General features: G+C 60.6%; 3 protein-coding genes. All 3 read right to left on the minus strand.

Translation table 11 applies throughout. The features are described 5' to 3' along the window. Nucleotides 1-6 precede the first annotated feature (6 nt). The 3 genes from BN1137_RS11410 to BN1137_RS11420 all read right to left on the minus strand — a co-directional run bounded on the left by BN1137_RS11410 (nucleotide 7) and on the right by BN1137_RS11420 (nucleotide 13,387). Complete coding sequence (locus tag BN1137_RS11410) at nucleotides 7-11,169, minus strand: VCBS domain-containing protein (RefSeq protein ID WP_050718728.1); 11,163 nt, start codon at nucleotides 11,167-11,169, stop codon at nucleotides 7-9. A 145-nt stretch (nucleotides 11,170-11,314) separates the two neighbouring features. After that, the gene (locus tag BN1137_RS11415) at nucleotides 11,315-12,673 is read right to left on the minus strand and encodes an ATP-binding protein (RefSeq protein WP_050718729.1); all 1,359 of its coding nucleotides are present in this window, start codon (nucleotides 12,671-12,673) and stop codon (nucleotides 11,315-11,317) included. Nucleotides 12,674-12,712: 39 nt separating this feature from the next. After that, nucleotides 12,713-13,387, minus strand: a complete 675-nt coding sequence (locus tag BN1137_RS11420) for a response regulator transcription factor (protein WP_050718768.1) — start codon at nucleotides 13,385-13,387, stop codon at nucleotides 12,713-12,715. Between the last annotated feature and the right edge of the window lie 629 nt (nucleotides 13,388-14,016).

Here is a 14,016-nt window from a genome sequence, read left to right on the forward strand (position 1 = left end):
TTAGAATCAAGTGCCTGATTTTGTTGTGATGGTGGCATTTCTGTTGATACCTGCGATGTGACGTCCCGCCGCATCTTGCAGTTGTCTGGTGAAGCTGCTGGCCTTGCTGGCACGCTCGCCACTGACATGAGGCCGCATCTCCTGTGGGGTCATGGCAAACACGGACTCATCGCTGAGCCGCCCATCGGCATTGAGGTCAACCCGACCATGGCGGCCGAGGAAGGTGGCCAATTCCAGCTCCTGCGCGAGTGAGCTCTCTTGCACACTCTGGCTGACGAAGGTGCCATCGAGCTGACCAAGGCCCTGGCCGATACTCTGACTGTGGATCTCCGGCGTCAGCCCGAAGAACAGCTGGCTGCCATCGGCGCGCTCGGCGCTGGCCCCAAGCAACAGGCTGATGTTCTGCACCACGGGGGTGACGAAGACAGCCGGGTTGACGTCGGGATAGCTCAGAGTGGTGCTCTCATTGGTTGACATGCCCTGATAGTGGGGACCAAGGGGACCCTCATCAGGGGGCGGGACATAGGGGGCCGATATGTTGAGGTGGATAACCAACTGGGCCTGGTCGCTGGCATCGCTGCCGTCTGTCAGGGTGTAGGTGAACACATCCTGCAGCACCTGACCGAGGCCCGCGGCGGCTAATACCTCTCTGTTGGTCAGATCGATGGTGTAGCTGTAGCTGCCATCGGCGTTGAGGGTCAGCCAGCCGTAGCGACCGGCCAGCGGTTGCCCGAGCGCGCCCGTGTTGCCACTGCCATCCTCCGCGCCGCTGCGCACCGCCGTGACTCGCAGAGGGTCATTGGCATCGACATCACCATCGTTGGGCAGCACATTGCCCGAGGTATGGGGTGGCTGAACCTGATCGCTGGCGACCGCGCTATCGTCGCGGGCAACCGGGTTGTCGTTGGCACCCTGGATGACGACGGTCAGCCGCGCATCCGAGAAAGCGCCCGCCTGATCGCGCATCCGGTAGCTGAACACCTCGGTGAGGGTCTGGCTGGCCGAACGCAGGGCCTCGACCTCGGGATTGCCATTGTCGACCAGATAGCGATAGCTACCATCGGCATTGAGGATGAGCTGACCATAGCGCCCCTGCAGCGTCTGACCCGCATTGACACTGGCCCCGGTTGCATTGCTGACGGTGAGCACCGTCTTGGTCTCGCCATTGGCCTGGCTATCCACGTCGCTGTCGTTGTCCAGCACATTGCCGCCGGGATCCACTCCCGCGGTGCCGTTGTGAACGCCGCCTGCCTCGATGGCGCTGGCCTGATCATCGACGGCGATGGGGGTGTCGTTGCTGCCGCGAATGGTCAGTGTCAGGCTGCTGGCACTGCCTACTCCCCAGATATCGCTGATCTGATAGTTGAACACCTCGGTCAGGGTCTGGTCAGGCCCGCGCAGGGCCTGCACCTCGGCCAGGCTGTTGTCCAGGCGGTAGTGCCAGCTGCCATCGGTATTCATCACCAGATCGCCATAGCGGCCGCGCAGCACTGTGCCCAGGCTGGCGCTCTGGCCAGCGGCGTTTTGCACCAGGGTGATGGTCAGCGGATCGTTTTCGAGATCCGTGTCGTTGCTCAGCACATTGCCGCTTGGATCTAGGCCGGGTTGAGCGTTGTTGAGTCCGCCGGCTTCGACGACCTGGGCCTCGTCCGGGTTGGCGACGGGGGCATCGTTGCGCCCGCGGATGACGATGGCGAGCTGGGCCAGATCGACGGCGCCGGCCAGGTCTTGCGCCTGATAGGTGAAGTAATCCTCCAGCGTCTGCAAGGGGCCCAGGTTCAATACGGCAGCATTGCCGATATCCAGTACATATTGGTAATCGCCGTTGAGGTATAGGGTCAGGGTGCCATATTGGCCGATCAGCACCCGTGGATTACCCAGGCTGACGGGGGCGAGGGCGCCGCCGGCTGCCTCTTCGCCGGTGCGGCCAGCCGTCAGGGTCAGTCCATCGCCCCCGTCGACATCACCGTCGTTGGCAAGCAGATTGCCGCTGGGGTTGACGACGTTACCGACACCGTTGTCGGCCACGGCAATGCCGATATTGTTTTGGGCCACGGGGGTGTCGTTGGCCCCTTCGATGCGAATGGTCAGGGTGGTTTGACTGATGGCACCATTGGCATCCCTCATGCTGTAGCCGAAATCATCGGTCAGCACATCGGCACTGGTGCGCAAGGCCTGGACCGCAGCCAGGCTATTGTCGACGACATAGCTGTAGCTGCCATCGGCATTCAAGGTCAGCCAGCCATAGTTACCCCGCAATTGCGTGCCCAGAGTACCGGTGGTGCCGCTGCCGGTACTCACCGCACTGACAGTCTTGCTCTCATTGGGATTGGTTGACTCGGGGTCGAGGTCATTGCCGAGCACATTGCCGGTGGCATTGCTGCCCGGAGTGCCATTATTGACCCCGCCCGCCTCGACGGCGGTACCGGTATCGGCCACCGCTATCGGGTTGTCGTTGCGGCCCTCGATGGTGATGGTCAGGGTCGATGCGCTGGCGAGGCCGCCCAGATCCGTTATCTGGTAACCAAATTGCTCAGTCAAGACTTCTCCCGGCAGCAACGCCTGCACCGTGACATTGGCGTTATCCAGCACATAGCTGTAACTGCCGTCACCGTTGAGGGTGAGGGTGCCATAGAGGCCGTTGATGGCGCTGCCGGCGGCAACATTGTTGGCACCGAAGCTGACGCCGGTGACACTGAGTTGCTCGCCATTGCTATCCGGATCCGTGTCGTTGCCGAGCACATCGCCGGTGGGGTTGGTTCCAGCGGTGCCGTTGCCCAGGCCGCCGGCCTCGATGGCGATGGCGGTATCGGCGGTGGCTGTGGGGGCATCGTTGGCCCCCTGGATGCTGATGGTGATACTGGCCTGACTGCTGGCACCATTGGCGTCTTGCATGCTGTAGGTGAAGCTGTCGCTCAGGGTATTGCTGCTCAGGCGCAGGGCCTGCACCGCAGCCAGACTGTTATCGATGGCATAGCTGTAACTGCCATCGGCATTCAGGGTGAGCCAGCCATAGCTGCCCCGCAATTGCGTGCCCAGGGTGCCAGCAGTGCCGCCGCTGGTACTCACCGCACTGACGGTTTTGCTCTCATTGGGATTGGCCGATTCCGGATCTGTGTCGTTGGTGAGCACATTGCCGGTGGCATTGCTGCCCGGAGTGCCGTTGTTGACCCCACCCGCCTCGACGGCGGTGCCGGTATCCACCACCGCTATCGGGCTGTCGTTGCGGCCCTCAATGGTGATGGTCAGGGTCGATGCGCTGGTGAGGCCGCCCAGATCCGTTATCTGGTAACCAAATTGCTCAGTCAGGACTTCTCCCGGCAACAACGCCTGCACCGTGGTATTGGTGTTATCCAGCACATAGCTGTAGCTGCCGTCACCGTTGAGGGTGAGGGTGCCATAGAGGCCGTTGATGGCGCTGCCGGCGGAAACATTGTTGGCACCGAAGCTGACGCCGGTGACACTGAGTTGCTCGCCATTGCTATCCGGATCCGTGTCGTTGCCGAGCACATCGCCGGTGGGATTGGTACCAGCGGTGCCGTTGCCCAGGCCGCCTGCCTCGATGGCGATGGCGGTATCGACAGTGGCGGTGGGAGCATCGTTGGCGCCCTGAATACGGATGGTGATGTTGGCCTGGCTACTGGCCCCTGCGGCATCTTGCACCGTGTAGGTGAAGCTGTCGCTCAGGATATTGCTGCTCAGGCGCAGGGCCTGAACCGCGGCCAGACTATTGTCGACGACATAGCTGTAACTGCCGTCGCTATTGAGAGTCAACCAGCCATAGCTGCCCCGCAACTGATTGCCGAGGGTGCCGACTGTCCCGGCGCCGCCGGTGGTCCCCGTGCGCACCGCACTGACGATTTGGGTCTCGTTGAGGTTGGGCGAGTCGGGGTCGGTGTCGTTATCGAGCACGTTGCCGGTGGCGTTGCTGCCAGGCGTCGCGTTATTGATGCCTCCTGCCTCGTTGGCAATGCCAATATCGTCCGTGGCGACGGGCGCATCGTTGCTGCCATTGATGGTGATCACCAGGGCGGCGATGTCGTTGAGGTTGCCAAGATCGGTGACTCGGTAACTGAAGGTCTCGGTGAGACTGTCTCCGGCTCGCAGCGCCTGGACGGTGGCGTTGCTGTTATCAATCTGGTAGCGATAGCTGCCATCGGCACCCAGGGTGAGGGTGCCATACAAGCCGATGATCACGGCGCCATTGGCGCTGGTGCTGCCGGCTGGTACATCGGTTATCTGACTGAGCGCTGTGATGGGGCCCAGGGCGACCTTGCTGATCCCTCTGTCATCCCCAGTGTCGATATCGCTGTCATTGGTGAGCACATTGCCGATGGCATCACTGCCTGGCTGGCCGACCCCTTGCTCGGTGGCACTGGCGGTATCATCCCCCGCCACGGGGGCGTCGTTGGCGCCCTGAATGGTAATGAGGAGACTGGCCTGGCTGCTGGCATCCGTCTTATCGAGCAACTGGTAATTGAACTGCTCGCTCAAGGTGTCGCTTCGCAGGCGCAGCTTTTCTACCTCGGGGTTGCCGTTGTCGACCACGTAACGGTAACCGCCGCCAATCAGCACGTAGAGGGTGCCGTATTTGCCGACGATGGCGACTTCGGTATCGATTGAGTTGGCGCTGGCACTGTTGCCGGTGGCGACGCTGGTCACCAGCCCCAGACGCAGGATGTCACCGTTGGTGGCGATGTCCACGTCGCTATCATTGCTGAGCAGGTTGCCCTGAGGATCGCTGCCGGGCAGGTTGTTGTCGGTGCCGCCAGCCTCGGTGGCGGTTGCACTGTCGTTGTTGGCGATGGGGGCATCGTTGATGGCATTGATGGTAATGAGGACATTGCTGGTGGCGGTCAGGGCATCTTCGGCATTGCCGGGAATACCGTCGCCGTTGAGCTTGTCGCCCAGTTGGCCGTTGTCGTTGACCAGCACGGACAGGGTGTCGCTGCCGTTGTAATCCTGATGACCGCGATAGTTGAGGGTCAGCAGAGCCGCATTGAGGGCGGCCAGATTGCCGGTCAATACCAGCTGGCCACCGCCGTTGTTGGTGACCACCGTCAAGCCGGTCGAATTGCCAAGCGACAGCACGCCATGGGCCACCGTTAGGGTGAGGGTGAGCGCCCCGTTGCCGGCATCGACGTCGGCGACCGAGAGGCCGAGGATATTGAGATCCAAGTCCTCGTCCACGCTCTGGGCCGGGCTGGTATTACCCAGCGTCGGTGCATCGTTGATCTCCACATAACCGATGTTGGCGCCATTATCATACTGACCTGCATTGATACCGGATTCGGTGAGGCTGATGCCAATCTGGCCCAGGCTGCCGCCGTCACTGTCGATGCGCACCTGCAAAGTGCCGGCGCTGGCATCCGTGATGGTGGTGCCGGCCGGACCGTCGAGGCGATAGACGCCGGCGGGCAGGATGCCAAACGAGAAGTGGCCGTTGCCATCGGTGGTGGTGACAAAGAGCTGGTTATCCGTGGTGGTGGCGATATCGTTATCCACCCCGCCCCAGGTGAGAGTGACGGTCTGACCGGCCAATCCCGCGCCGTCGGGCTGGGTACTGGTGGTGGCGCTGGCGGTGTCATTCCAGAGGGTGCCACTGATGATGCCAAGCCCGGCGTTGCTGGTGAGTACATAGTTGTTGAGCGTGTTGCCCTGGCCATCCTGACCGGTTCGCTCGCCGCTGGCGCTGCCATCGGCGCCCACGCTGGAGCCACCCCAGGTGGTGAAATCTTCCGGCAGGCTGGACCAGCTGAGGGTGGCATCGGTACCGGCAATGGTGGCGCCATTGGGCAGGTCGACCCGATAGACCAGGGTCACCTTGGCACCGGCATCCAGTTGGGAGAAATCGACCGCGAAACTCCCTCCCTGAGTCACTGTGATGCTGACGCCGGGCGGCAGACCAAAGTTGTTGCCGCTGTCGCTGCTGTCATAGGTGTAGGTGGTGCCCCCGAGCTCGATGACCAGGCTGGTGAGTGCGTAGTCGCTGCCGCCGGGGAAGCCATCGGTCAGGCGAGGCTCGAAGGCAGTCAGGCTGCCGGTCTGCTCGAAATGGATCTGGACTTCGGCCCGACCGGTATTGGCATTGATGGCCGTGGGATCGAAAGCGATGACCGTCTTGTCCAGTGCGCCCAGGCTGGGCTCGATGATGTCCTGGTAGACGATCAAACTGGCACCACGCTGCACCAGGTTGCCGGGATCCGCGCCGACATAATCCTTGGCGCCGACACCGAGCTGAACGCCGGCCTGATTGCTCAGGTTGTTGTCGACGCGCACGTTGAATTCGATGGCAATGCCTTCGAAATCGTCATCTATATCCTGGTTGGAGAGATCCCCCAGCCGGAAGATGAGGGTCTGATTGCCATCGGCATCCGTCACTATCTCTATCTGGCCGGCGGCGAGCAGGCCGGCCAGTTCATTGGCGAGGGTGGGGGAGATGGGCTTGGCGGCGCTGCCGTCCTCGTTGCCAATTACGTCGGCGCCGGTGATGGCCGAGCCGCTCAGGCTGCTCGACAGGCCTTTGCCAACCCCGCCATTGGAGATGAGGGCGAGGCGAACCTGATCCTTGTCGATGAAGCTGAGCCCCTTGGGCAGGCTTACTCTCAGCTCATAGTTGTCATTCTCCCCCTCGGGCAGCAGGGCGACCACCTTGTAGCGGATGATCTCGCCGACCGTGACCTGTTCATGGCTGGCATCGGTGGCGCCGCCACCGGTCTCGGTCACGCCACCTACCCGGGAAATGAAGATGCCGCTGGCGATGGGGATCAATGCCTGACTGATGGCGCGATAGTCGTTGAGTACCTGATTGCCCGGCACGCCGTCGGCGCCGGTGCGCTCACCGGCAGGATCGGCGCTGGTGCTCAGGTTGCCGTCCAGGCTGGTCCATTGAACCTCTGCCTGGTTGGTGAGCTGGGCCAGATTGGTGGCGCTGGCATTGACCACACCGCTAATCAGCAGCGTCAGCTGCTTGCCGACGGCGATATCCAGATTGGCATTCGCCTTGGTTTGCAGCTGATTGCCCACCAGCTCGAATTGGCTGCTGACATCGACGCCGTCGTAGATCACCGAAACCAGGCTGTAGTTGCTCAGCTGACTGGGCAGCAGATCGCTCAGGCGAATGTCGAAGGCATCGAGAGGGCCGTTGTTGCTGATCACTATGTTGAAGCTGACCCCATCGCCCTCTTCAAAACCATAGGGCGGGGGCGTGATGGTCAGGTTCTGGCTGATGGTGAGCACCGGCTCCTGGATGAGGGCGGCGGGGGCGGGAGCCGTGGTGACCTCTCGCGTCAGGGCGCTGCCGCCTGCGACGTCGCCATCGGGATCCTGATAGTGCAGGACGGCGCCGTTGCTGAGGCTGGTGCCGGCTTGGTTGGTCAGGACGTTATCGGCGACCAGGCGCAACCTGATGGTGAAGCTGTTGTTGGCCTGATTGTTGTCGGCGGTGGCACCGCTGACGCTGAAACTGAAGCTGGCATCCCCATCGTTGGTGCCTACCCCGGTTCCGCCGAGGGTGGGATCACTGATAGTGCCGGAAAATCCGGTGAGGATGAGATCATAACCCTTGCCGCCGTTGTAGCTGGTATCGAGCCTGAAACCGGGCGGGATGAGGTCAAGGATGCTGAGCTGCTGGGTGCTGCCTTCCGGCAGTGTCACCCGGATGTCATAGCCCATGCTCTCGCCAATCACCAGATTGGCGCCCGAGGTATGGCCCGCGCTGGAGGAGGAACCTGCATCGCCATTGCTGAAATCAATGACGAGGGTCGGTGCGGCGACCTGTTCGCTCGCCGTGTCGGTCAGGTCCGTGGGGGTGAAGTCTTTCCCATTGTTGACGCTGGCGTAATTGCTGAGGGTGGCACGGGTTTCCAGGGTGCTGCTGGCCTGAATGTCGGCGATGATCTGCACCTCGTAGGTGATGACGATCAGGTTGCTGCCCGCATTGGCCGCCGCCGAGCCATCCCGCCCCGGCGACAGGGTCGCCACATTGCCAGCATCTAGGAAGCTGATGGTGTTGCCGCTGACCTGATAGTCCGTCCCCAGCACCAGTGGGGTGCCATCACCGCGGTAGATCTGCAGGTTGGCTGCCGCCAGTGAACCGTTGAGGAAAGAGAGGCCGGCGGGCAGGTTGATGCTGGTGACGACATCGAAGGCGCCGCCGCCACCCCGGTTCTCGATGGCGGTCGCCAGGCGCAGTGTATCAGCGCCATCTATGCCCGTTACGTTGCCATTCACCGCATTGATATCGGTCACCGGGCCCGTGAAGGGAATACCGCCAGAGCCCGGCGCCTTCCAGCTGCCGGTGGTGCCGGTTACGGTACCGTTACTCGATGAGACAACCCCATGGCCGATGACGAGATCCGGCTCGGCGATGGAGGTGATGACGGTGATATCCGAACTGCTGAGCTGGGTCTTGTTGAGGGTGGTCACCTGGCTGGATTGGGCCAGCACGTCGAGGGTGCGCTGATCGGCGAAGGGTTGATCGCCGACCCTGAGGGTGAACTCTACCTCGATGCGGCTGCCGCCCAGTGCGCTGGTGGCATAGCTGCCGAAATCGAAGATGAGGGAGTTGCCGGGGCCGTTGGTGATGCTGATCAGATTGCCGAGGTTGGTGTCGCCGCTGCCAAAATGCCACTGGCCGACACCGCTCCCCTCGCTCCAGCTGATGCCGGCCAGATCAAACAGTGGCAAAGGCAGGTACGCCGTCAATTTGAACTGTTCATAGTCGCCAGTGAGCAAGTCGTAACTGAGCCTGAAGGTCACCTGATCGCCTGGACGCAGCTCGACGGCGCCGCCCGGGCTGCCGACGCCATTGATGTTGGTCAGCGCAATATCGACCTGGCTGGTGGGGATGCGGGTGGTGGTCTGGGAGCTGTCTGACTCGCTACCGCCAGTCAGGTTGGTGCTGTTTTCGAGCAGGCTGGCGGTGACGCTGGCGCTGTTGCCGAAGGAATCCCCTTCGTTGATCTCGTTCTGAGGATTACCGGCCGGCGGGGTGTAGCTCTGGCTTATCAGGGCACTGTAGCTCAGCAGTGCCAGGGTGGCGCCTTGCTGGTTGTCATCGAAGGCGAGATCGCCTGCGAGCCAGCTCAGCAGCGGGAAGGCGTTGGCAAGGGATTGGCCGATATCGAAGCTGATGCTGGTAGTGCCGTCGGCATTGACCACAGTGGTGTAGATCAGCGCTATGATCTCGTTGGCGCCATTGCGAGTCAGGGTCAGGGTGGGGGTGCCGGTCAGGGTCTGGCCGTCGCTCAAGGTGTCGGTCACGACGAACTGGCCTTCGCCAAACAGGGTTTTGCCAAAGGCGAAGTAGTCGGACAGGGTCAACTTGATGCTGTAGCCCAGGGTATCGCCCGGCGTTATCCCGGCCTTGCCCGCGTCTATGGCCAGGGTGACCTCTTTTTGCAGGGCGATGGAGCGGGCGATGAAGCCAATGGGTTCCCCTTGACCTGCGAAGTCGATATTGGTGGCGGGAGGCGTCAGATCCCGGCTGTCGAGCGGGATCCACTCACCGCTGGCCGTGGGGGCCGCTATGGTGATCTGCACCGCATCCCCGCTGTTGGGGTTGATCACCTGCTGACCATTGGCATCGACCTCGGGCACGTAGAAGCTGACCAGGGTATCGGTAGCGGTGGAGAGGCTGCTGTATGCCACGGTAAAGGACTGGATGAACAGGCTGTCGCTGTTGATGGCCGCACTGATCAGGGCCGGGTTGGTGATGACACGGCCATCCGAGAGGGTGACCGAGGTCAGGGTGCCATTGAGCCCAGGAGTGATGGCGGTCACCTGAATGCTGGCGGGCAGGGTCTGGTTGATGACGACATTGCTCAGGGTCTGGCCATCGGCCGGGATCGCCGTCAGGGTCAGGGTATGGTTGAAGTTGGGACCGGTCGCGGTCTCGCCCTCGGGCATGTCGAGGCTGTGCTCGAAACGGATGACGGTCGGTTTGACCACAAAGCTGTGCAGCTCACCCTCGATCAGGCTGGGATCGTCGAGCGGGTTGTTGAGTGCATCGTTGCCATACTGGAAACCGCTGCGAATGCCGATGCTGAGATCCGGGGTCGCCGCCGAGAAGCTGGTATCGGCCAGGTTGCTCAACTTGGCGGTGATCAGGATAGGAATATCCGGTTGACCCTGATTGACGCTGCCAAAGGGGATCTCGATCACCACCAGGGTATCGCCGGCGCGCAAGCCGACATCGGCGGCCCTGATGATGAGGGGGTTGCCGTTATCATCGACCGCGAGCGGATGGGTGGCGTTACCCGAGGCGTCGAATATCACGTTGTGGGTCTTGAGGGTCTGACCCAGGTAGGTGGCCTTGATAAAGCTGACCCCATCGTCTCCGTCCTTGCCGGTGCTGGGCAGATAGAGATCCAGGTAGGGGGCATAACCGGTCTGGCTCGCCTGGTTGCTGACATTGACAGTGAACTCGAACTGCTCGCCGAGCAGGACATTGGCACTGCTCTGGGCCAGGCTGCTGTTGGGATCGGCGTTGGCGAGCAAGCGATCGTACCCTTGCATTGCCGTGTGGCTGAGGGCTAGCGGCTGATCGATCAGGCCCTTGCTCACCTCCAGATCCCAATCCCCCCCCTTGTTGCTGGCGCCGGTGTCATCGTTGGAGGCTGCCACATCGGCGCCGGTCCATTGGGCCAGGGCGCTGACCAGCGCTCGACCCGACTCGCCAGCGCCGACCCGGCAACCGTATAGCTGAATATCTGCCCCCTCGCTCAGGTGGCTCTGCCAGCCTTGCAGCTGCTGACTGACACTGGCCAGGTTGTCGGCCGTCAGGGTGCGATTGCCGAGGGCGAATTGACCGGCCGAGCCGTGAGAGAGGATCTGGATGCTGTCGACCTGACCCAGTTTGGTCAGTGTGGCCGCGATGGCGGCCAGTGCGTCGGTCTGCTTGTCGATGAGGAGCAGGCTGACATTGCTGTCGAGGTTTTTGGTCAGCTGACTGGCCTGCTCGATGCGAGAATCGACGACCAGTAATTGGCGTGGTTGGGCGGCCTGGGTGGGGGCCCCGTGATCCGGCGCGTCGGCCGGGGTGGCCTGACTATTCTGATCCTGGTGCTCAACGGCAGTGGCGGCGGCGCCATCAAACAGAATGCGCGGCTCCAGCGCCAGCATCTGTTGTTGGGGTTTGAAAATGGCACTCGAGGGCTTGCTGACCATGGCTATCGCATCCGTGCGGTAGTAGATGGTGTTAAGTTATGTCACATTCTCTCAGCATTTTCTAATACTGGATGAGGATGAGATACATCCTCGCAATAGCGCTATGAGGGGCAGGGTATGACACCCATTCAGGGCGTCAGTGGCATCAAGGAAGTGTCATCTGGAATCTGGCACCACCGAGGGGGGACTCGTCCACCGAGATCTTGCCGCCATAGCTGTGCACTATCTCGGTGACCACCGCAAGGCCGATGCCCTGACCGGGGGAGCTGTCGGCCCGCACCCCACGCTGGAAGATCTGTTCAGATTTTCCGGGAGCGATGCCGGGGCCGTCATCTTCCACCAGGATGAGCAGGCCGCTGCCCTGGCGACGTACCTGCACCTGCACCTCGCTGATGGCAAATTTGCAGGCGTTGTCCAGCAGGTTGCCCATCAGCTCCATCAGATCGCCCTGTTCACCACTGAAGAAAACATCGTCATCAAAGTGGAAACGAGTCTGCAGCTTCTTGTGGCGATAGACCTTGGCGAGGCTTGCCAGCAACTTTTCGATGAGCGGTACCGGCTCGGTGCCCTTGCTGGCAAGGCGCTTGCGACCGGTGACCGCCCGGCGCAGCTGGTACTGGATGATCTGATCCATGGTGGTGATCTGTTCATTGATGTTGTCGTGCACGGCGTGACCCTGCTTGACCTCCTGCGCGGTGATCTGGATGAGGGCGAGGCGGGTCTTCAGGCTATGAGCCAGATCGTTTAGCGCATGCTGGTAACGTTGGGTCTGCTGGCGTTCGTTCTCCAGCAACTGGTTGACCGACTCGGTCAGCGGCAGCAGTTCACGTTCATAGTCGCTGGAGAGCGCCTCGCGTTTACCCGCGCGGATCTCGTCTATCTGGCGCGCCATGGTACGCAGAGAGGAAAGGCTCCAGAAGCTGGTCAGCAGCAACAGGGCGCCGAGCAGGCAGTAGGAGAGCAGCGCCTGGCGGATGCACTGGTAGAGATACTCCTGGGTCTGGGCCTGATAACGCTTGGCGGAGTCGACCATCACCACGTAGTAGGTGGTGGGACCGTCACCGTGATTGCGCAAAAAGCGCAGGCTGTAGATGAAGTAGCTCTCACCGTTCTTGATGGTGTGCAACTTGAAGAAATAATCCTGATCCAGGCCACCCAGGTACTTCATCAGATCCTGACAGATGGTGCCCTTGATGGTGATCACTTCCGGCATGTGCAGACTGGACCAGCTCAGTTCGCCATCCGAGCGGCAGATGAGGGTGTCGAGGTTGGGATCGATGGCGTCTGGCGCTATGTTGCCAAGATCCGTGATGGCGTGGGGATCTGGCTGCTTGGAGGAGAACAGCTTGGAGAGGTTCTCCTGCATGCGGGTACTGGCTTTTTGCGCCTGCTCCTCGGTGTGGCCGAGGTAGAGGATATAGACGGAGAAGGCCATGATGATCGCGATCACCAGCATGGCACTCATCATCAGCTTGATGTGCAGTGAGCGGCGGATCAGTTGCATGGGCTTCTCTTAACGGTTATTGCGGTGTGAATGGCACGCTTAGCTGCATGACAGGTTGAAGATGTAGCCTTGGCGACGGATGGTCGAGATAGGGGCGATCGTCCCTTCGGGATCCAGCTTTTTGCGCAGGCGACTCACCATGACTTCGATGGTGTTCGGATCCCCTTCACCATCGCCGTAGAGCTGGTCTAGCAGTTGTTGCTTGGACACCACCTGGCGGGCGTTACGCATCAGGTATTCCAGGATCAGATACTCGAAGCTGGTCAGCACAGTGACTTCACCGGCAATGGTCAGCTCCTTGCGGGACAGATCCAGCTCATAGTCACCCGCTTTCACCCTGGGGGAGATAAAACCAGCACTGCGGCGCACCAAGGCATTGAGACGGGCCAGCAGTTCATCTTTTTGGAACGGCTTGACCAGATAATCATCTGCGCCCGCTTCTAGTCCTTCCACCTTGTCTTGCCAGCTACCGCGAGCGGTCAACACTATGATGGGGAAGGGGATCTGCTGCTCTCTCAGCTGATTGATGAGCTGCAGACCGTCCATGTCTGGCAGGCCGAGGTCGATGATGGCCACGTCGATGGGGTAGTCGCGTGCGTAGTGCAAGGCTATCTGGGCACTGTCGGTGCTGTGGACCTGATTCTGGGCTTCGGTCAGCAGCGTGGTGAGATGGTGATTGAGCAGCTTGTCGTCTTCGACCAATAGGATTTTCATAAGATGCATGATGATGAGGGTCCAGGCTGTCAATTAGAGGGTGTATGGAGAGGAGAGTCAATCCGGATCCTAAACAGGCACCCCTGTATCGGGACTGAATCACATGCTTCTTTATTTCTGCCTCAGTTTCCTTGTTATGGCATCAATGCTTATGAATCTGGTGTGAAGAGTTCAATGGGCATCTAAGGCAATAGCTCAGCGCTCTTAGTGCAACTTTGCGACTATTCTGATCGCACGAGTTTGGTCTGCGTACATGTGTTTGGGAGTGCTCAGTATCTGTATTCACCCCTTGAAACAGCAGCTAAACGGTTATGGTCAGACCATTAGCTATCTGTAATTATTTGAAAAAAAAGCTATTCTGTCCTCTCAGTCAGGTTCTGGAAGTAGAGTGTTTCCATGTAATGGGAGCACATACTCCGGGGGGGGGAGTAAATCACTCCTTTGTAGGGAATATTTGAATCCCTTATAGGATGGATGGTTTCCTATGTTTTGACTGTTAATCTTTGGGCTAAACGAGATAGAATCTGACCCGGAATCGGGTGTAGGGCCTTGGTTGCCCAAGATGTGAACAATGTATGCTCTCGGAATACTCAGATGTGCAACGTCATTTGATACCATTGTAACACATC

Origin of the sequence: Aeromonas tecta, from assembly GCF_000820185.1 — a bacterium.
GTDB lineage: Bacteria > Pseudomonadota > Gammaproteobacteria > Enterobacterales > Aeromonadaceae > Aeromonas > Aeromonas tecta.